This is a genomic window from Brachybacterium fresconis (assembly GCF_017876515.1).
In the GTDB taxonomy this organism is placed as follows: Bacteria; Actinomycetota; Actinomycetes; order Actinomycetales; family Dermabacteraceae; genus Brachybacterium; species Brachybacterium fresconis.
On sequence record NZ_JAGIOC010000001.1, the window covers coordinates 919,575 to 940,553 of the forward strand.

The following is a 20,979-nucleotide window of genomic DNA, read 5'->3' on the forward strand; positions in this document are numbered from 1 at the left end:
TGGCACCCGGAGCCCGGCATCGGCGCCCGGTCCCGGCGCCCAGCCCGGACAGCACAGGAGGACGGTGCCCAGCGGGCGCCGTCCTCCTGCTGTCTCAGGCCGACGTGTTCAGGCGGCCTGCGGGGTCACCGCCCCTGCGGATTGCCCCAGATCTGGGGGTTCACCTCCACGAACTGCGGGTTCACCTCCACGAACTGGGGGTTCACCTCCACGAACTGTGGGTTCACCTCCACGAACTGGGGGTTCACCTCGACGGCCGAGGCCATTCCAGCACCGGCGAAGCTCAGCCCGGCGGCGAGGGCAGCACCACCGAGGACGCGCACTCCGCGGCGCATCCAGGTCGGGGTGGAGGGATGGGAGGACGTCGTGTCGCTCATGGGGGTCATCATCGGCACCTTTCACAGAACTGGGATCGGATCCAGCACTATCTCCGACGAGAATACCCACACTTGTCTGGTTTGCACCAGTACTTCCGACCTGCCGGTCACTTCCGACCCGAACCGCGACCGACACCCGTCGGGGAACCGGCCGCGACGCGGGCTGCCCGGCGACGTCAGGCGACCGCCGCGGCCTCGTAGATGTCCTGGGCGACATCGCCGAGATAGGGGCCGTACATGACGTCCGGCTGCGTCCTGTACCCGAAGCTGTTGACCGAGATCTGGTAGCCGGAGGCGTCCTCGCCCACGAACCAGGGGCCGCCGGAGGAGCCGCCGGTCATGTCGCAGTCGATGGCCTGGTCGTCGGTCCCGCCGATCGTGTCGTCGGAGCCGACCCCCTGGCACTGCTCGAGGCTCTCACCGTCGAAGGGAGCCGCCGCGGGGTAGCCGTAGGAGGTGTACAGCGCTCCGCGCCGAGTGTTGAACTCGATGCCGGAGCCGCCCACCGCGTCGGTCAGGTTCGCCGAGCCGCTCTCGGGCTCGACGACCGCGAAGGCGATGTCATAGTTCATGTCCTCGGCGTCGACCCACTGATCCGTGGCGTACAGGTCCGAGGCGCCCCACAGCCCGTAGGGGGTCGAGCCCTCGTCGTACCCCGGGGCGAAGACCCAGTTGTCCGCCCAGGTCCCGGCGCTGTTGACGCAGTGCCCGGCGGTCGAGACGGTCGAACCGTTGCCGGAGGCCACCGCATTGCCGGAGCACACGTAGTCGGTGCCGCCGACGGTGAAGAAGACCTTGCCGACATGGTCGGTGCCTGCGGCCGCGGTCCCGGCCTCAGCGCTCCGGCCGGAGGCCTCCTGCGACTCGGCGCGGACCTGAGGGTCCGCGGCGACGGCGGAGATGCTCTCGGTCGCCGAGCTCTCGACCTGCCCGTCGGCGACCTCCTCATCGGCCACGAGCTCGGCGGCCGGGCTCGCCGACTCCATGCGCTCCGCGGTCCAGTACTGCGTGGCGTCGTCCTGAGCGGAGGAGGACAGAGTGGTCGTCTCGAGGTCGCCGTCGTCCGACGGGTCGGCCGCGGCCACTCCCGCACCGCCGAGCGCCAGCGCCCCGGCGAACGCGATGCCGCCCGCGGTGCGCGCACACCGGGTGAGGAGGCCGGGCAGGGACGGATGAGCGTCCTGGGATTCCGGAGAGGGGATCACCGTGGAGTCCTTTCGGAGGGGGAACGGGAGCGGTCGGGAACCGCGGCGCCACCCTACGCATGGTGATCCCGTTCACACCAGAGGTCCGCCGCAACAGATGACCGATCGGTCACTTCTGAGCGGAGCCCTCCGCGTCCGGCCCGGAGTCATCCCCTCTCTCCTCGGCCCCCTCCTCAGCTGTCCCGGCGCCGGGAGCATCGCTGCTGGTGGTGGCTTCCTCCGGTTCCGCCGCCGGTCGCACGGGTACGTCCTGCGCGCCATCGACCGGGCCGCGCGACGACGGCGGGTCCTTCCGGATCTGGGCGGGACGCGCCTCCCGACGGCGTGTCGGCGTCCAATAGGCGGCCGCGGCGGACCCGTCCCGACTGCTGTCCCGCCCGGCCGGATCCTCGGAGCGGCGTGCGGTCATCAGGGCCCTCCTCCGTCTGCGAACTCCATCTGCGAACTATTCTCCACCGGCTTCTGCATCAGGGATCGGCTTCTGCGTCAGATGCCGACGGACGCCGCGTCCGCGGAGGTGACCTGCTCGACCATGCGACAGGCGTCCTCGAGCTCGGCACCGCGCGCGACCGCGGCCCCGACCAGGAAGGCGGAGATCGGAGCCATGGAACGCTGCACGCCCTCCGCCACCACGCCCGTCATCTCATGGACGCGGTCGACGTCGAGGGCGACGCCGCCGACGTCCAGCTCGTCCGCCACGCGCCGCAGCCAGGGCAGCAGCGTGGTCTCCCAGTCGCTCTGGAGGGTCACCGGGGGCTTGGACGCCATCAGAACTTCACCTTCTCCCAGCCGCGACGCTCCGCCTCGCGGCGGGGGTCCTTGCTGCGGTAGAGGATGTACGGGCGGGTCAGGTAGCCCAGCGGTGCCGCGAACACGTGCACCAGACGCGTGAAGGGCCAGATCGCGAACAGCGTCAGGGCGGACAGGACGTGCAGCTGGAAGAAGATCGGGGCCTGGGACATGAGATCGGTGGTGGGCCGCATCGTCCAGAAGTTGCGGAACCAGATCGAGACGCCCTCGCGGTAGTCGTAGGTGCCGAAGGCGGTGTGCACGACCGTGGCGAGCACGCCGAAGACGATCGTCAGCGCCAGCAGCAGGTACATGAGCTTGTCCCCGGGCGTGGTCGCGCCGAACACGCGCCGGTTGGTGCGTCGGCGGTACAGCAGGATCATCAACCCGCCGACGCAGGCCACGGCCGCCGCCAGCCCGATCGTGATCGCCATCAGGTGGTACACGTGGTCGGAGATCCCCAGGAACCGTGTCCACGACTTGGGGACGGCGAGGCCCGCCACGTGCCCGAGGAAGATCCCGATGATCCCGTAGTGGAACATCGGCGAGCCGATGGACAGCAGCTTGGACTCGTACAGCTGGCTGGACCGCGTCGTCCATCCGAAGCGATCCGCCTTGAAGCGCCACACGTGTCCGAGGACGAACACGGCGAGCACCATGTAGGGGTAGACCACCCACAGCAGCAGCTGGAGCGTCGTCACGTCGTTCATGAGGGTCGTCCTCTCATCAGGTCCACCGGCACCGGACCGGGCGCCGCCGCGTGGGATCCGCAGGAATCCGGTGGGGACGAGGCGGCGGCGGTCCGCGCCGCCTGGTCCGCGGCGTCGCCGTCCAGGCCGTAGCCGTCCAGCCCGACGGTCTCCTCCTCCGGACCCTCCTCCGCGAGCTTCAGCACCGCGGCCCTGTCCTCCGCGTCCAGCGGCGGAAGCGTCGCGCACAGGGCCACGAGCGCCCCGTGCCAGGGCGAGGAGATGTCCGCGAGATGCAGGCGCAGCAGCTCCACCCCGGGACGGTTCGCCCGCAGGATCTTCGCGCCGCGCTCGGCATCATGCCCGGCGGCGAATTCCAGGACCACGGGCAGGTGGTCCGGCAGCTCGTCATCACCGATCTCCAGACCGGCGGTGCGGAAGTCCTGCTTGATGCGCAGCAGCGCCATACCGCGCCGGCGGGTGTCCCCGTGGCTGAAGTACGTCAGGTGCAGGCATCCGCGGCGCCGCGTGTCGAAGGTGTCGACGTAGTCCTCCTGGACGGCGACCGCATCCCGCCCCGTGAGCGCCTCCAGGGTCCCGAGCACGCCGTCGCGCGCCGGCTCCGGGATCGACGCCGCGAGCGATCGGACGGTCCCGAAGCGCTCGATGGTCTCCGGATGGGGGTAGGTCAGCAGCCAGGACACGGCGATCCAGGTCACCCGCAGCTGCTCCGTGGTCATCCCCGAGGCATGCAGCAGACCCAGGGGCCCACGTGCTCGCCGGGGAGCGGACGCCGTCGGCCCCGCACCGGCGTCCCCGCGCCGGGTGAGGAGCCGAGCCAGGGTGCCCATCAGGCCCTCCCCCCGGACGTCTGCGGGAACAGTCCATCGGGCCGACCCTTCCCGTCCCAGTTCAGGAGGTTGATGCGCACGCCCTCGGGACGGTCCACCGGGCCGTTCTCCTGACGCTTGGTGGCGTAGCCGGGACCCGACATCCCCATCGACTCCTCCGGCAGGGACATGTTCATGCCGGGGCCGCCGGGAGCGTCCAGCGGGCACTCGGTGCCGGTCGCCTCGAGGTCGTGGGCCGATTCGTGATGCCCCACGGGGATCACGTAGCGCTCGTCGTACTTCGCGATCGCCAGCAGGCGGTACATCTCCTGCATCGTCTCGCCGTCCATGCCGACGGCGTTGGCGATCCCTTCCTTAGGCTCCCGCTCGAGGTTGATGTCGCGCATGTAGGAGCGCATGGCCGCCATCCGGTAGAGGACCCGCTCGACCGTGGGGACGTCCCCCGCGGTGAACAGGTTCGCGAGATACTCCACCGGGATGCGCAGGGCGTCGATGGCGGCGAACAGGCTGTCGGCGTCCTCCGCGTCGTAGCCGGTGTCGCGCACCACGTCCACCACCGGCGACAGCGGCGGGATGTACCAGACCATCGGCATGGTGCGGTACTCCGGGTGCAGCGGCAGGGCCACCTCGTAGTCCTTGATCAGCCGGTATGTCGGGGACTTCTGGGCGGCCATGATCCAGTCGTGCGGGATCCCGCCCTCCTCGGCGCCCCGGATCACCTCGGGATCGTGGGGGTCGAGGATGATGTCGCGCTGGGCGACGTAGAGGTCCTTCTCGTCGGTCGTCGACGCCGCCTCCGTGACGCGGTCGGCGTCGTACAGGACCAGTCCGATGTAGCGCAGGCGTCCCACGCAGGTCTCGGCGCAGACGGTCGGCTCCCCCTGCTCGATGCGGGGGTAGCAGAAGGTGCACTTCTCGGCCTTGCCGGTGCGGTGGTTGAAGTAGATCTTCTTGTACGGGCAGCCGGTGACGCACATGCGCCAGCCGCGGCAGGTGTCCTGGTCCACCAGGACGATGCCGTCCTCCTCCCGCTTGTAGATCGCGCCGGAGGGGCAGGAGGCGACGCAGGTGGGGTTCAGGCAGTGCTCGCAGATGCGCGGCAGGTAGAACATGAAGGTCTCGTCGAACTCGAACTGCACCTTCTCCTCGATGCCCTTGAGCATCGGGTCCTTATCCTTGTGCAGGTAGGTGCCGCCGAGGTCGTCGTCCCAGTTCCCGGACCACTGGATATCGGTGCGCTCCCCAGTAATCAGCGACTTCGGGGGCGCGGTCGGGATCGTGTCCTGCTGGGCCGGCGCATGCAGCAGGTTGTCGTACTCGTAGGTCCACGGCTCGTAGTAGTCCTCGATGCCGGGAAGCCTCGGATTGGAGAACAGCTGCAGCAGCTTGGTGATGCGCCCGCCGGCCTTCAGCTTGAGCCGTCCGTTCCTGCCGAGCTCCCACCCACCCTTCCACTTCTCCTGGTCCTCGTACCCGCGGGGGTACCCCTGGCCGGGCCGGGTCTCGACGTTGTTGAACCACATGTACTCGGTCCCGGAACGGTTGGTCCAGGCCTGCTTGCAGGTCACCGAGCAGGTGTGGCAGCCGATGCACTTGTCGAGGTTCATCACCATCGACATCTGTGCCATGACTCTCATCGCGGCTCTCCTTCGCTCTGTGTTCGTCGGGCTGGGCTCAGTACTCGACGGGCGCGGTGCGCTTGCGGATCATCGTGACTTCGTCGCGCTGGTTCCCGGTCGGGCCGTAGTAGTTGAAGGCGAAGGACAGCTGCGCGTATCCGCCGATCAGGTGCGAGGGCTTGATCATGATCCTCGTCAGCGAATTGGTGATCCCGCCGCGCTTGCCGTCGCGCTCCGTCCGCGGCACGTTGACGGTGCGCTCCTGCCCGTGGTGCATGAACGCCGTGCCCTTCGGCATCCGGTGGCTGACCACCGCGCGGGCGGAGACGACGCCGTTGCGGTTGACGGCCTCGACCCAGTCGTTGTCGGTGATCCCGACGGCCTCGGCGTCCTCGACGCTCATCCAGATGTTCTGCCCGCCCCGGGACAGGTTCATCATGAAGAAGTTTTCCTGGTACATCGAATGGATCGCCCACTTGTTGTGGGGCGTCAGGTAGCGCACGGAGATCGAGGTGCCGTCGGTGGCGCCCGGGGCCTGCTCGCCGAACAGGGCCGTCATGTCCAGCGGCGGGCGGAAGACCGGCAGGGCCTCTCCCATCTCCAGCATCCAGTCGTGGTCGAGGTAGAAGTGCTGTCGCCCCGTGAGGGTGTGCCAGGGCTTCTTGCGCTCGACGTTGATGGTGAAGGGGCTGTAGCGCCTCCCTCCGCTCTCGGAGCCCGACCATTCGGGGCTCGTGATCACGGGGACCGGGGCCGCCTTGGTGTCGGCGAAGCGCACGTTCTTGCCCTCGTGCTCGGCCGCGAGATCGTGCATGCGCACACCGGTGCGTTTCTCGAGGGTCCTGAAGCCCTGCGTGGCCATGCGGCCGTTCGTGGTGCCGGACAGGCTCAGGATGAACTCGCAGGCCTGCAGGTCCGTCTCCAATCGGGGCCGGCCCGCCGCGGGCCCCGTGCGGTGGACTCCGTTGATCTCGCCCAGCTCGGCGACGAACTCGGTGACGTCGTAGGTGAGTCCCTTGGTGGTCATGCCCTGGGACTCCAGCAGCGGGCCGGCCGAGGAGTACTTGGCATGGATCTGGGTGTAGTCGCGCTCGACCTCCACCAGGTCGGGCATCGTCAGGCCCGGGACGGCCTCGCACTCGCCCTTCTTCCAGTCCCGCACCTGTCCGTGCGGGGTCGCCATCGCGCTCGGCGAGTCGTGCTGCAGCGCCAGCGCGACAACATCCTTCCGGGTGCCCAGGTGAGTCTCGGCGAGCTCGCTGAAGCGCTCGGCGATCGCCGACCAGGCCTCCCAGTCGGTGCGGGACTCCCACGGGTTGGAGATGGCCGGGTTGAAGGAGTGGATGAAGGGGTGCATGTCGGTGGTGGACAGATCGTGCTTCTCGTACCACGTCGAGGCCGGCAGCACCACGTCGGAGTGCAGCGTGTGGCTGGTCATCCGGAAGTCGAGGGTGAGCAGCAGGTCCACCTTGCCGATCGGCGCCTCGTCCCGCCAGCGCACGTCCCGCGGCCGGAACTGCTCCGGGGTCTCCTCCTCCGTAGCGGAGGAGTCCACACCGAGCAGGTGGCGGAAGAAGTACTGGTCCCCCTTGGCGGAGGAGCCCAGGGTGTTGGCCCTCCAGATGGACCAGATCCGCGGGAAGTTCTCCGGGGCGTCCGGGTCCTCGGCCGCGAAGGTGACGGTGCCGTCCTGGAGGGCGTCCACCAGCCACGGCACGGTCTCCCGTCCTGCTTCCGCAGCACGGTCGGCGACGTCCAGGGAGCTGATGTCGAACTGCGGGAAGAAAGGCTGCCAGCCCAGCCGCTGCGACAGCGCGATGGCGTCCGCGGTGGTCATGCCCGCGAAGGAACCGGCCCCGGTGGTCGCGGCGAGGGTGTCCGCCCCGAAGCGGTCGTACCGCCACTGGTCGGCGTGCATGTACCAGTAGGTGGTCTGGCACATCTGCCGCGGCGGGCGCGACCAGTCCAGGGCGTTGGCCAGGTGGGACCAGCCGGTGATGGGGCGCACCTTCTCCTGGCCGACGTAGTGGGCCCAGCCCCCGCCGCCCACCCCCTGGGTGCCGCAGAGATTGGTGAGCGTGAGGAAGGAGCGGTAGATGGTGTCGGAATGGAACCAGTGGTTGGTGCCGGCGCCCATGATGATCATCGACCGGCCCTTGGAGTCGACCGCGTTCTGGGCGAACTCGCGGGCGATGCGCGCCGCGGCCTGGCCGGGCACCCCGGTGATGGTCTCCTGCCAGGCCGGGGTGTACAGGGCGTCGACATCGTCGAGGCCGCTGGCCCAGCTGCCGGGCAGACCCTCCCGCCCTACTCCGTACTCGGCCAGCAGCAGATCGAACACGGTAGTGACGACACGGCCGTCGATCGTTCGCACGGGCACCCCGCGCGACACGTCGCCGCGGCCGCCCTGCCCGGCGGTGTCGAAGCGCGGCAGCAGCACCTCGGCGACGCCCTCGTGATGGCCCAGCAGGCTCAGAGCGGGGTCGAGGTCGCCGAGCTCGAGGTTCCAGCGGCCCTCGCCGTCGGCGGAGAAGCGATGCCCGAGGGTGCCGTTCGGGGCGGCGATCTCGCCGGTGGCCGCGTCCAGCAGCATCGGCTTGAAGTCCGCGTGCTCGGTGGCCGCCTCGGCGGTGCGGTGCTCCCCCGCCTCGCTGGCGACCAGGAACTTGCCCGGAACCAGGGAACCGTCTCCGCGCCGCTCCAGCTGGACCAGGAAGGGCAGGTCGGTGTACTGCTTCGAGTAGGCGTCGAAGTAGGGCTCGCGGCGATCGACGTAGAACTCGCGCAGGATCGTGTGGCCCATCGCCATCGCCAGCGCGGCGTCCGTGCCGGGGTGCGGGGCGAGCCATTCGTCGGCGAACTTGACGTTCTCCGCGTAGTCCGGTGCCACCGCGATCACCTTCTGCCCGCGGTAGCGGGCCTCGGTCATCCAGTGCGCATCGGGGGTGCGGGTCAGGGGGACGTTCGATCCCCACATCATGAGGTAGGAGGCGTTCCACCAGTCCCCGGACTCCGGGACGTCGGTCTGGTCGCCGAAGACCTGCGGGGAGGCGGGCGGCAGATCGGCGTACCAGTCGTAGAAGGAGAGCATCGGGCTGCCGATGAGCTGGTGGAAACGGGCTCCGGAGGAGAACGAGACCTGGCTCATCGCCGGGATCGGGGAGAACCCGGTGGCGCGGTCCGGGCCGTGCTCGGCGACGGTGTGGACGTACGCGGCGGAGATCAGATCGACCGCCTCGTCCCAGGAGGCGCGCACGAGGCCGCCCTTGCCGCGCGCCCGCTTGTAGCGCATGGCCTTCTCGGGATCGGAGACGATCGCCTTCCACGCCTCGACGGGATCGTGACCGGGGGCCTTCGCCTTCTCCTCACGGAACAGCCGCAGCAGCTCCGAGCGCACGTAGGGGTAGCGCACCCGGGTCGGCGAGTAGGTGTACCAGGAGAACGAGGCGCCGCGGGGGCAGCCGCGCGGCTCGTACTCGGGCTTGTCCGGTCCGGCCGTGGGGTAGTCCGTCTCCTGCGATTCCCAGGTGATCACGCCGTCCTTCACGTAGACCTTCCAGGAGCAGGACCCGGTGCAGTTCACGCCGTGGGTGGAGCGCACCACCTTGTCGTGGCTCCAGCGCTCGCGGTAGAACGAGTCGCCGCTGCGCCCGCCGACCCGATGGATCTCGCGGTTGTCCTCGGTGATCTTCTGCGAGCGGGTGAACATCTTCCGGGTGCCGATGAGGGCGTCGAACAGCGGGGAGTCGATGCCGGGTGCTGTCTGCTGCTGGTCCTTCCGCTGCTGGTCCTTCCGCGCGGTACGGCGGGCATCGGGATCGTGGACTGTCATGGGAGATCTCCTGGGCCGGAACGGGGGATGCGAGAGGTGGATGCGGGTGGTGGCCGCCGCTACCCGGAGCCGGGAGCGCTGGGGGCGCTGGGAGCGGACGCCCGGGCGCCCCGCGCGACGGCGATGGTCACGGCCACGGCGCCGAGGGTCGCCATCAGCAGCAGGACGATGCCGAGGGAGTAGCTGCCGGTGTCGGCTTGGATGGCCGCCATGACCAGCGGCGGAACGAATCCGCCCAGTCCTCCGGCCGCACCGACGAAGCCCGTGACCGAGCCGACGATCGAGGGATCGCTGCTCTGGGAGACGAGGGCGAACACGGCCCCGGAACCCAGCCCCAGGCCTGCCGCCATCACGATGAAGTCGATCGTGCCCAGTGGCATCAGCGCAGGTTGGAAGGCGAGGGCGAAGGCGGCCAGGGACACCGCGCTGTAGGAGACCAGCAGGGTTCTGGCGGCTCCGAAGCGGTCCGAGAGGATGCCGCCGAACGGGCGGGCGATGACCGCGACGATCACGAAGCCGGCCATCCGGAAGGAGGCATCGGTGGCTACGAGGCCGTACCAGTTCTGCAGCATGGTGGGCAGGAAGACGGAGAAGGCGACGTACCCGCCGAAGGACAGCGCGTACAGGTAGCACGCCTGCCAGGTGACGGTGAGCTTCATGACCACGGCCGTCTGGGCGAGGATGCTCTTGCGCGAGGGCTTCCAGGAGGGGGCGTTGCGCATCAGCAACCGGCCCACCACGGCGTACGCGATCAGGGCCGCGGCGGTGATCACGAAGGGCGTGCTGTCGCCGAAAGTGTCAAGGAGCGGGACGGTGGTGAAGGCGCTGATCGCGGTACCGCCCATGCCTGCGCCGTACAGACCCGTGGCCATGCCGCGCTTGGCGGGCGGGAACCAGGAGTTCACGTACGGCACCCCGATCGCGAACGTCGTCCCGGCAATTCCGAGGAAGAATCCGCCGATCAACAGCGAGGGGTACGTATATTGTGCGAGGAATCCCAGGTACAGCACAGGAACGACGGTGATCAGCGAGACCAGGGGGAACATCGCGTGGCCCCCGAAGCGGTCGGTCAGCGCCCCCAGGGCGATGCGGCCCAGGGATCCGACCAGCACGGGGATCGCCACGATCAGCGACGCGTCCGCCGTCAGACCGCGCTCGACGTAGACCGGCCCCAGTGGACTGAGCAGCGCCCACGCCCAGAAGTTGACGACGAATCCGAGCGTGACCAGGGCCAGCGCACGCCAGGCACCGGGGGGCACGGCCGCAGGGTCATCGGGAACGTCGGCGGAGTCGGTGATCGGGGGCGGTGCGGACGAAGGCATCGGCGGTTCTCCACGCTCAAGGACGAGGGCGGGGGCCCGGGGCATCCTGACGCCGCGCGACTCGAGGATCGGCTGGAGCCAGCTTCCAGGACCCGTGGCCCCAGACTAGAGGACTTCGGTCCCGAAATACACCGCTTTCGGCGCGCATTTCGTCCGCCCCCTGATCGCCGGGACCCAGGTCCTTCGGAATTCCACAGGAAACCGAATTACGAAACATCGACGGGTCGTAATTCGCGCAGCCGCCGACCGAACGCCGGCGCTCGGCACCCGGCGCCCGGCGCCCGACAGTTGGCAGCTGGCAGCTGGCAGCTGGCAGCTGGCAGCTGGCAGCGACGGCGGCGCACGCAGGCGCAGTTGACAGGCTCCGGTCCGTCAGGTCTAGTGGGCGGGCGACCTCCTGCTGTGATGCGTTTCACGCGGGAGGCCCCGCGGCATGACGGCGACGACATGTCGGCGACGACGATCGAGCGCATGCCGGCCGGATGTGGTCCGGACCGTGCGGAGAGCGAGAACGCAGTGTCCCTGACTCGACGAGGTTTCGTCGGCGCCACTCTGGGGGCGGCAGCGCTCCTGACGGCGCGCCCGGCGATGGCAGAGCCCACCGGCAGCGGTGAGCTGGTGGTCCACTACTACTCCCCCACCTGGAAGTACGACGACGCGGTGCGGGCGGTCGCGCTCACGGGCGAGGGCGGCGCCCGGACCGGGGTGGAGCGCGACGAGTTCGGGATGACGTACACGTTCTCGTTCTCCGACACCCCGCCGCAGGGTCACCTGGGCTTCACGGTGCGCACCGACGCAGTGTTCCCCGACGACCTCCGCTACGTGCAGGCCGCCGGAGGACGCGCCGAGGTGTGGGTGATCGACGCCGATCCGCATGTCTACTCCGCACCGCGGACGATCGCGGCTCGCGACGTCACCACGCGCCAGGACACTCCGTACGTGGCGGTGGAGGACCTCGCCGAGCTCCTCGACCTGACCTATGAGTACGGCACCAACGGCTACGAGTTCGACGGCGCCGGGGCCGGCACGCTCGAGATCCTCACCATCCATCGCGGCCGGGACCACTACGAGATCGCCGTGGATCGGGACCGGATCGGATCGAACGTCACCGGCAACATGCTGCGCGCGTACACCGATCTCGTCTTCGACGACGTCGACGGCCACCGCTCCGGCGATACGTACCGCCTCTCGTTCGGCGCCCTCGAGCGCCTGTTCCAGGTGCGCACCCTCAGCCTCGGGACGGAGCATCTCCTGCTCATACCGGTCGACGTCGCGCATGACGTCCTGCGCAGCGCCGCACCGAGCGCGGTGGGCTTCGACGAGGACCGGCTCGCCGAGCTGGACTCCTTCATCGAAGGGCAGGTGGAGGACGGCAGCCCTGCCGTCGCCCTGATCGTGGCCCGGAGCGGCAAGGTGATCAAGGAGGATGCCTACGGGTACGCCCTGCGATACTCCACCCACGACTCCGGCGGCGAGACGCTGCCCGCCGAGCTGCTGCCCGAGGACCGGTGGGAGCCGGCGACCACGGACACGCTTTTCGACCTCGCCTCCAACACCAAGATGTATGCGACGAACTATGCGCTGCAGCGCCTGGTGAGCCAGGGACGACTCGATCTGGACAGCCCCGTGGCGAGCCTGCCCGGGTGGGAGGCCTTCCGCGACGAGTCCACCGAGTACACGGGCGACTGGACCGTCGGCGGCGAGGGCGGGATCGAGCAGGCCCATACCGGCAAGGACACGATCACGATCCGGGACCTCCTGCACCACCGCGGAGGACTGATCCCTGACCCGCAGTACCAGAACCTGCTGGTGGCGGGCGAGCTGTGGTATCAGACCACCGATGCCGGGGACCGCAGCGGCATCATCGACGCGATCTGCCGGACCCCGCTGATGTACGCACCGCGCACGAGGTTCGCCTACAGCGACGTGGACTTCATGATCCTCGGGCTGATCGTGGAGCAGGTGACGGGCCGGCGCCTGGACGAGTACCTGGCCGAGGAGTTCTACGAGCCGCTCGGGCTGACGGGGACCTGCTACCGGCCTCTGGACAGCGGCGTGGACCCGCACGACGTTGCCGCGACGGAGCTCAACGGCAACACGCGCGACGGGAACGTCTCCTTCGGGACCCACCCCGACGGCAGCGAGGTCCGCATCCGCGACCACACCCTGCGCGGTGAGGTCCATGACGAGAAGGCCTTCTACGCCATGGCCGGCGTCGCGGGCCATGCCGGCCTGTTCTCCACCACGTCGGACATGGCCGTGCTGACGCAGCTGATGCTCAACGACGGGATCCACGCCGGTCGTCAGTACTTCACCGGCGATGTCATCGACGAGTTCACGACGCCGTTCGCCCCGGATCCCGCCGACGCCGACACCTCCACGATCGGGCTCGGATGGCGGGTGCACTCCCGAAGCGCCGCCGCCTACTACTACTTCAACTGGGGCCCCAGCCGCAGCACTGTCGGGCACCAGGGGTGGACCGGCACGCTCACCGTCATCGATCCCCTGCACGACATGACGATCACGATCCTCACGAACATGCGCCACTCCCCCGTGATCGATCCGCCGAACGGCTTCGCCGGCGCCGAGTACGCGGTCTCGGACCTGGTCCCGATCACCGCGCGCGTCTACCGCGCCCTGTCCACCACGACCACGCGGACGCCGACCCTCGCCGGCCTCGAGGCGGCGCTGGAGGACCACATCGCCGCGGGTGAGGTGGCCGGTCCGATCGCCCACCAGCTGCAGGACGCCGTCTCCCGCGCGAAGGACCATCTGACCGCGGGGCGCACGCGACCGGCCGTCGCAGCCCTGCAGCAGGTGCTGCAGCATCTCGAGGACCCGAAGAATCCCGACACCCTGACCGACACCGCGAGGGAGGACCTGCACCGCCGGACGGAGGAGATCCTCGCCGCGATCGGCTGAGGGACGGTCCGCTCCGGTCCGCGGCAGGTCGATCCGCGGTGGGCCGGACCCCGCGGTGGGTCACTCCGCGGCGTCGAGCTCGAGGTCGACCATCAGCTCGGCGGCGATCCGCTCGAGCGCGTCGCGGACCCCGTCCGCCTCGACGCCACCGGGCAGTCGCACCTCGGCCTCCGCCTCGAACAGCATGCCGCCGCCCTCGGGGGCCTCCCGGGCCCAGCTGCGCAGGGCATCGATGGTGGCTCCCTGGGAGGTGAGGGCCGAGGTGACCTCGCGGACCATGCCCGTGCGGTCCTGGCCCAGCAGGCGCAGCCGGAAGGGGACGCCCTCGACCGCGTGGGCCGCTCCGGAGCCGTCGGCGCCCGCGGCGCTCGCCTCCACGTCCAGACCCACCTCGTCGGCCAGGGCGGGCAGAGCGGCGAGGAAGGCCTCGACCTCGCCGTCGGGCAGCTCGACCTGGACGATGCCGGCGAACTTCCCGGCCAGCAGGGCGAGCTGGCTGTCGACCCAGTTGCCTCCGTGCTCGTCGACGGCGGCGGCGAGGGCGGCGACGAGGCCGGGGCGGTCGTCTCCGATGGCGGTGAGCACGTAGGTCGTCATGGGCCCAGGCTAGCGCCTCGCCGTGCGGGGGAGGTCCGGGAGGAGATCAGACGCCGGATTTGTACAGCCCGTAAGCGTAGGCGTCGAAGATCGCCTCCCAGGAGGCCTCGATGACATTCGGTCCCACGCCCACGGTCTGGAACTCGAGGCCGCGGCCCGACGTGCGCACGAGGACCCGAGTGGTGGCGTCGGTGCCGTGCTGCGCGTCCAGGATGCGCACCTTGAAATCCTGCAGCTCGAACTCGTCGACCATCGGGAACGTGTCGCGCAGCGCCGCCCGCAGCGCGAGGTCCAGGGCGTTGACGGGGCCGTTCCCCTCGGCGATGGCCACCTTCCGCTCCTGCTCGCCGTGGGCGCCGCCGACCAGCTTCACGGTCGCCTCGGTCTCCAGCGTGCCGTCACGGCCCTGCTGGGAGGTGGCGCGCCAGGACTCCACCTCGACGTAGCGGGGCACCTCGCCGAGCTGGTCCAGCAGGAGCAGCTCGAAGGAGGCGTCGGCCGCCTCGTAGGAGTAGCCCACCGCCTCGCGCTGCTTGACCGTGGTGGCCAGGCGGGTGAGCAGGTCGGGATCACCAGCGAGGTCGAAGCCGAGCTCGCGCCCCTTGAGCTCGATGGAGGCGCGGCCGGCCATGTCCGAGATGATCATGCGCATGTCGTTGCCGATGGCGCGCGGATCGATGTGCTGGTACAGGTCCGGGTCCACGCGGATCGCACTGGCGTGCAGCCCGGCCTTGTGGGCGAAGGCGCTCGCCCCGACGTACGGGGCGCGCGGGGTCACCGGCATGTTCACGATCTCCCCGATCGCGTGCGCGATGCGGGTGGTCTCCGCGAAGGTCTCCGGCGGCACCAGGTCCAGGTCCATCTTCAGCTGCAGGTCCGCGAGCAGCGTGAGCAGGTCGGCGTTGCCGGTGCGCTCCCCGTAGCCGTTCACGCAGCCCTGGATGTGGGTGATCCCGGCGCGCACCGCCGTCAGCGCGTTGGCGACCGCGCAGCCGGAGTCATTGTGGGTGTGGACCCCCAGCCGCGCGTCGGCGTGGCCGGCGGCGGTCAGCCGGGCCCGCAGGTCCTCGACGATCTCGGTGATCTGGTGCGGGAGCATCCCGCCGTTGGTGTCGCATAGGACGACGACCTCGGCTCCGGCGTCGTAGGCGGCGGCCACGACGGAGGCTGTGTAGTCGGGGTCATGGCCGAACCCGTCGAAGAAGTGCTCGACGTCCACGAACACCTCCCGGCCCTGCCCGACCAGGTGCGCCACGGTCTCGGCGACCATGGCGAGGTTCTCCTCACCCGTGGTGCGCAGCGCGCCGTGGACATGGCGGAGGTCCGATTTGGCGACCAGGGTGATGGTCGGAGCCCCGGAGGCCAGCAGCGCGGCCACCTGGGCGTCCTCGGCGACGGGGACCCCGGCCTTGCGCGTGGCGCCGAAGGCGGCCAGACGTGCCGTGCTCAGCTCGAGCTCTGCGGCCGCGCGGTCGAAGAACTCGGTGTCCCGGGGGACGGCGCCGGGCCATCCGCCCTCGATGTAGGTCACGCCCAGCTCGTCCAGGAGACGGGCGACGGCGAGCTTGTCGGCGACCGAGAGGGTCAGGCCCTCCTGCTGGGAGCCGTCCCGCAGGGTCGTGTCGTAGACGTGGAAGGCGGGGATGGGAGCGCTGTGCTGCATCATGGACATCGCGCCCTCAGACCAGTCGGGTCAGCCAGCCGTGACGGTCCGGGATCCGGCCGTACTGGATGTCGGTGAGCTCCTGGCGCAGTGCCAGGGTGACCTCGCCGGAGCCGCCGTCGCCCACGGTCCAGGAGCCGCCGTGGGCGCGGAACTCGCCGATGGGGTTGATGACCGCCGCGGTGCCGCAGGCGAACATCTCCGTGATCTCCCCCGAGCCGAGCTGGGCGAGGACCTCGCTCACGTCCAGCTTCTGCTCGATCGGCTCCAGGCCGCGGTCAGCGGCCAGGCGCAGGATCGACTCGCGGGTGACACCCTCGAGGATCGATCCGGTCAGCGTCGGAGTCAGCAGGCGCCCATCGGCGGTGACCGCGAAGACGTTCATCCCCGAGAGCTCGTCGATGCTGGTGTGGGTCTCGGAGTCCAGGAAGAGGATCTCGTCGGCGCCCTGCTCGGCGGCCTCCCGCTTGCCCAGCAGGGAGGAGGCGTAGTTGCCGCCGCACTTGGCGGCCCCGGTGCCCCCGGCACCGGCGCGGGCGTACTCATCGGAGATCCACACGACCAGCGGCTGGACGCCGCGGGGGAAGTACGGCCCCGCCGGGGAGGCGATGACGTAGTACTCCACGGCGTGCGCGGCCCGCACCCCCAGGAACTCCTCGGAGGCGAACATGAACGGTCGCAGGTACAGCGACTCCTCGCTGGTCGCCTCGGGCACCCAGGGCTCGTCGGCCGCGGTGACGGCCCGCAGCGAAGCCAGGAAGGCCTCGCTCGGCAGCTCCGGGAGCGCGAGGCGACGGGCGGAGCGCTGAAGACGTTCGGCGTTGCGCTCGGGGCGGAAGGTCCACACCGAGCCGTCGGCGTGGCGGAACGCCTTGAGCCCCTCGAAGATCTCCTGGCCGTAGTGCAGCACCGCGGCGGCCGGGGACAGCGACAACGGGCCGAAGGGGATCACCTCTCCCCCGTCCCAGCCGCTGCCCTCGCGCCAGCTCGCGTGGGCCATGAAGTCGGTGTAGTACTGACCGAACCCGGGGTCGGCAAGGATCCGGGCGCGCTCGTCCTCGCCGATGCGACGAGTCCGGTCGGTCTGGGTGAAGTCGAGCGCGCTCATGGGGTCTCTCCTCGGGACTGGGGTGGTCAGGTCAGTGTGTCAGCGGCCGGCGATCGCGGCCACCAGGGCGTCGCCGATCCCGGTGGTGCCGCGTGCGGCCACGGCGTCGGGGCCGGTGCGGGCGGCGAGGTCCGATTCGACGGCGGCGCGCACCGCGGCGGCGGGCTCGACGTGGCCGAGATGGTCCAGCAGCAGGGCGACCGAGAGCACCGTGGCGGTGGGGTCGGCCAGGTCCTTCCCGGCGATGTCCGGGGCCGAGCCGTGGACGGGCTCGAACATCGAGGGGTAGGCGCCCGAGGGATTGAGGTTGCCGCTCGCGGCGAGCCCGATGCCGCCGCCGACGGCCGCCGCGAGATCGGTGACGATGTCGCCGAAGAGGTTGTCCGTGACGATGACGTCGAAGCGGCCCGGATCGGTGGCGAGGTAGATCATCGCGGCATCGACGTGCGCGTAGTCCACCGCGACCTCGGGGTGCTCGGCGCCGACCTCCTCGACGATCCGGCGCCACAGGTGACCGGCGTGGACGAGCACGTTGTGCTTGTGGACCAGGGTCAGCTTCTTGCGGCGCTGCTCGGCCTGCTCGAAGGCGTAGCGGACCACGCGCTCCACGCCGACGGCGGTGTTCAGGGAGACCTCGGTGGCGACCTCCAGCGCGGTGCCGGTGCGCATCGAGCCGCCGTTGCCGACGTACGGGCCCTCGGTGCCTTCACGGACCACCAGGAAGTCCATGTCCCCGGGGTCGACGAGCGGGGAGGGCACGCCCGGCAGCAGCTTGGTGGGGCGCAGGTTCACGTAGTGGTCGAAGCCGAAGCGGAGCTTCAGCAGCAGGCCCCGCTCGAGCACGCCCGAGGGGACGTCGGGGTCGCCCACGGCGCCCAGCAGGATCGCGTCGTGCTCTGCCAGCGCCGCCATGTCCTCGTCGGTGAGGGTCTCGCCGGTGCGGTGCCAGCGGCCGGCGCCGAGGTCGAACTCGGTGGTCGCGACGCTCACGCCGACGGGCTCCAGCGCGGCGCGCAGAGCGCGGACGCCCTGCGGGACGACCTCCTTCCCGATGCCGTCGCCAGCGATGACGGCGAGCTTGAGCACGGGCGGGACGGGGCTGTCGATATCACTCATGGGAACTCCGGTTCTGGGGTCTTCGCAGGCAGCGGGTCAGTAGACGAGGTCGACGGCGTGGATGGCGTGGGCGCCGATGCGCTCGCCGATCCGCTCGGCCAGGTCGCGGTCGACGGACTCGTCGAGGTCGAGGACCACGAGGGCCTCGGCTCCGCGGACGTTGCCCTTGCGCGAGACCTGCATGCCGGCGATGTTCACGCCGGCCTCCCCCAGCCCGGCGCCGTACTGGCCGATCAGGCCGGGGCCGTCGTCGTAGCGGATCAGCAGCATGTGGTCGCTCAGGGGCACGTCCAGGGCATGGCCGGCGACCTCGGTGAGCTTGTGCTCCTGGTCGACGCCGCTGAGGGTGCCGGAGACGGAGACGACCTCGCCGCCGCGCAGGGTGCCGCGCAGGGTGATGACGTTGCGGAAGCGCTCGGAGGTCTCATCGGTCACCAGCTGGACGGTGATGCCGCGCTCCTCGGCGATGACGGGAGCGTTGACGTAGCTGACCTGCTCGGTCACCACGGAGCGGAAGGCGCCGCGCAGCGCGGAGAGCTTCAGCGCCGTCACGTCGCGGGAGGCGATCTCTCCGTGCACCTCGATGTCGAGCAGCTCGGGCGATTCCCCGGCGATCGTGGTGAAGAGCTGGCCCAGCCGGTCGGCGAGGGCCACGCCGGGACGGACCTCGTCGTCGATGGCACCGCCGGCGACGTTCACGGCGTCGGGGACGAGCTCGCCGGCCAGCGCCAGGCGCACGGATTTCGCGACGGCGACTCCGGCCTTCTCCTGGGCCTCGGCCGTGGAGGCGCCCAGGTGCGGGGTGAGGGTGATGTTCTCGAGCTCGAGCAGGCGCTGCGCGCTCGCGGAGGTGGAGGGCGGCTCGGAGGTGTACACGTCCAGCCCGGCACCGGCGATGCGTCCGGTGGACAGCGCCTCGTACAGCGCGTCCTCGTCGATCAGCCCGCCGCGGGCCGCGTTGACGATGTGCAGGGAGGGCTTGGCGAGCGCGAACTGCTCGGCACCGATCAGGCCGGTGGTCTCGGGAGTCTTGGGCATGTGGACCGTGACCACGTCGGCCTCGGCCATGAGCTCGTCGAGCTCCACCACGCGGGCGCCGAGCTCGGCGGCCCGGGTGGGACTGACATAGGGGTCGTAGGCGAGCAGCTGCACGCCGAAGGGTGCCAGGCGCTCGGCGACCAGCTGGCCGATGCGACCGAAGCCCACCACGCCGACGGTCTTGCCCAGCAGCTCGACGCCGGCGAGCTGCTTGCGCTCCCACTTCCCGGCCTTCACGGAGGCGTCGGCGCGGCCGAGGTTGCGCAGCGAGGTCAGGATCAGGGCGACCGCGAGCTCGGCGGCGGAGGTGATGTTGGAGGTGGGGGCGTTGATGACCATGGCCCCGGCGGCGGTGGCGGCCGAGACGTCGACGTTGTCCAGTCCGACGCCGGCACGGGCGACGACCTTCAACTGCTTCGCGGCGGCGAACACCTCGGCGTCGACCTGGGTCGCGGAGCGGACCAGCAGGGCGTCGGCCCCGGAGACGGCGGTCAGGAGGGCGGCACGGTCGGTGCCGTCGACATGGCGGACGTCGGCATCGTCGCCGAAGACCTCGATGGTGGCGGGCGAGAGTTCTTCGGCGAGCAGCACGACGGGTCGCGTCATGGGATGTACCTCCGGGTCGGGTGGTGACTGTCGGGCGTGCCGTCGCCCGGACCGAGGAGAGCCTACGCCGCTGTCCGCCATGCGGTCACACAGGCCAGGATCCGAGACGGCCCGCCCCCGTCAGCCCCGATCCTCCTCCGACGCCCTCCTCGCCGAGGCCTTGGCCGCCTCTTTCGCCCGCATCCTCGCGCGATCGCGGTCCGCCCGCACCCGACCCTCCCGCTTCTCCAGCTCCCGCGCCCGACGCTGGGTGACCTTGCGCAGCGCGGTCACCGCGGCGAGCTCGGCCTCCGCGGCGGCGAGCTCCCCCTCGGGGCTCCGCGCCGGGTCGGACGGCGCGAGCTCGTGCTCCCCCGCCACAGAGCCGGCCTCGAACGTCCTCTCGATGCCCGGCATCAGCAGCGAGAGGGCGACACCGATGTCCTCGTCCTCCGCACCCCCCTCGCCCTCCGGCTCTTCACCCCCGAAGTACGCGCCGGATTCGATGACGGCCTGGGCGTCGGGGAACCGGCCGTCGACGACGATCTCCTGCAGCAGGCCACGGGTCGCCAGGACCACGTCCTCCTCCGGGCCGTCCATCTCCCGCCCCAGCGAGGCGAACCCGCGGGCGTTGACGGCCAGCAGCATCAGCACGGCCAGCTTGTCGTCGTCGGTGGCCGGCAGCGAGCGCATCGCCCGCATTCCGGCGTCGACGGCACGGACCTGCCCCGGCATGAGCATGGTCTCGTGCGACAGCGGGATGTCCAGGGACCACGGGTGGCTGCGGTAGATCCCGACCACGATCCGCATCCACTGCTCGAGGCCCGCCCGCCAGTCCTCGTCGTCGATCGCCCACGTCCCACCCCCGGTGACCCCGTCGAGCATGAGCCGCTGGAGGTCGTCCTTCGAGGAGACGTAGCGATACAGCGCCATCGTCGTGAAGTCGAACGCCCGGGCGACGCGCTGCATGGTCACCGCGGCCAGACCCTCGGCATCGGCGATCTCGATGGCGGCCTCGACGATGCGCTCATGGCTCAGCTCGCGTCGGGGGCCACGCTGCGGCGCCGCCACGAGACCCCAGGCCATCGCCACCAATCGCGAGGCCCCCTCATGATCCTGCCCGGCCATCCTCATTCCTCCTGCTCCTGGCGAGACCCCTGACGCTTCAGCGTACGTCACACACAGTTCCTCCGCCCACCTCTTGTGCGCCCACTGCGTGCGCTACATACTGTTTATCGCGCATACAGCATGTGACACACACAGATT

At 70.2% G+C, this 20,979-nt stretch carries 16 protein-coding genes; 1 reads left to right on the top strand and 15 read right to left on the bottom strand.

Annotated elements, in window-relative coordinates; genetic code table 11:
* Positions 1-125: 125 nt before the first annotated feature.
* From JOF44_RS04260 to JOF44_RS04300, 9 genes are all read right to left on the bottom strand, one after another.
* Positions 126-377, bottom strand: coding sequence for a hypothetical protein (locus tag JOF44_RS04260; protein WP_209887784.1), 252 nt, complete (start codon positions 375-377; stop codon positions 126-128).
* Between the two features lie 176 nt (positions 378-553).
* Positions 554-1,582, bottom strand: a complete 1,029-nt coding sequence (locus JOF44_RS04265) for a trypsin-like serine peptidase (RefSeq protein ID WP_342591661.1) — start codon at positions 1,580-1,582, stop codon at positions 554-556.
* Positions 1,583-1,691: 109 nt separating this feature from the next.
* The gene (locus JOF44_RS04270; protein WP_209887787.1) at positions 1,692-1,991 is read right to left on the bottom strand and encodes a hypothetical protein; all 300 of its coding nucleotides are present in this window, start codon (positions 1,989-1,991) and stop codon (positions 1,692-1,694) included.
* A gap of 77 nt (positions 1,992-2,068) precedes the next feature.
* Positions 2,069-2,350 carry a DUF6457 domain-containing protein gene (locus JOF44_RS04275; RefSeq protein WP_209887790.1) on the bottom strand — a complete coding sequence of 94 codons (282 nt, stop codon included), beginning with the start codon at positions 2,348-2,350 and terminating at the stop codon, positions 2,069-2,071.
* Entirely contained in the window at positions 2,350-3,081 is a 732-nt protein-coding gene (gene narI, locus JOF44_RS04280; RefSeq protein WP_209887793.1) for a respiratory nitrate reductase subunit gamma, read from the bottom strand. Before narI ends, JOF44_RS04275 begins: the two co-directional genes overlap by 1 nt.
* Positions 3,078-3,800, bottom strand: coding sequence for a nitrate reductase molybdenum cofactor assembly chaperone (narJ, locus tag JOF44_RS04285; RefSeq protein WP_245348846.1), 723 nt, complete (start codon positions 3,798-3,800; stop codon positions 3,078-3,080). Before narJ ends, narI begins: the two co-directional genes overlap by 4 nt.
* A gap of 110 nt (positions 3,801-3,910) precedes the next feature.
* Positions 3,911-5,548, bottom strand: coding sequence for a nitrate reductase subunit beta (narH, locus tag JOF44_RS04290; protein ID WP_209887797.1), 1,638 nt, complete (start codon positions 5,546-5,548; stop codon positions 3,911-3,913).
* Positions 5,549-5,585: 37 nt separating this feature from the next.
* Entirely contained in the window at positions 5,586-9,239 is a 3,654-nt protein-coding gene (locus JOF44_RS04295; RefSeq protein ID WP_377785226.1) for a nitrate reductase subunit alpha, read from the bottom strand.
* Between the two features lie 182 nt (positions 9,240-9,421).
* Positions 9,422-10,684, bottom strand: a complete 1,263-nt coding sequence (locus JOF44_RS04300) for an MFS transporter (protein WP_209887803.1) — start codon at positions 10,682-10,684, stop codon at positions 9,422-9,424.
* A 588-nt stretch (positions 10,685-11,272) separates the two neighbouring features.
* On the opposite strand from JOF44_RS04300, the gene pbp4b reads away from it, so the two are divergent.
* Complete coding sequence (gene pbp4b, locus JOF44_RS04305; protein WP_209887806.1) at positions 11,273-13,606, top strand: penicillin binding protein PBP4B; 2,334 nt, start codon at positions 11,273-11,275, stop codon at positions 13,604-13,606.
* A 60-nt stretch (positions 13,607-13,666) separates the two neighbouring features.
* On the opposite strand, the gene JOF44_RS04310 is transcribed toward pbp4b, so the two are convergent.
* The 6 genes from JOF44_RS04310 to JOF44_RS04335 form a co-directional block, all read right to left on the bottom strand.
* Positions 13,667-14,203: a glycine cleavage system transcriptional repressor gene (locus JOF44_RS04310; protein ID WP_209887809.1), complete on the bottom strand. Its 537-nt coding sequence runs from the start codon at positions 14,201-14,203 to the stop codon at positions 13,667-13,669.
* A gap of 46 nt (positions 14,204-14,249) precedes the next feature.
* Complete coding sequence (gene cimA / locus JOF44_RS04315) at positions 14,250-15,875, bottom strand: citramalate synthase (protein ID WP_245348847.1); 1,626 nt, start codon at positions 15,873-15,875, stop codon at positions 14,250-14,252.
* Between the two features lie 7 nt (positions 15,876-15,882).
* Positions 15,883-16,974, bottom strand: a complete 1,092-nt coding sequence (locus JOF44_RS04320) for a branched-chain amino acid aminotransferase (protein ID WP_209887812.1) — start codon at positions 16,972-16,974, stop codon at positions 15,883-15,885.
* A 39-nt stretch (positions 16,975-17,013) separates the two neighbouring features.
* Positions 17,014-18,090, bottom strand: coding sequence for a 3-isopropylmalate dehydrogenase (locus JOF44_RS04325; protein WP_209887815.1), 1,077 nt, complete (start codon positions 18,088-18,090; stop codon positions 17,014-17,016).
* Positions 18,091-18,126: 36 nt separating this feature from the next.
* On the bottom strand, positions 18,127-19,734 hold the full coding sequence (gene serA, locus JOF44_RS04330; RefSeq protein WP_209887817.1) for a phosphoglycerate dehydrogenase: 1,608 nt from the start codon (positions 19,732-19,734) through the stop codon (positions 18,127-18,129).
* A gap of 120 nt (positions 19,735-19,854) precedes the next feature.
* Positions 19,855-20,841: a TetR/AcrR family transcriptional regulator gene (locus JOF44_RS04335; protein WP_209887818.1), complete on the bottom strand. Its 987-nt coding sequence runs from the start codon at positions 20,839-20,841 to the stop codon at positions 19,855-19,857.
* Between the last annotated feature and the right edge of the window lie 138 nt (positions 20,842-20,979).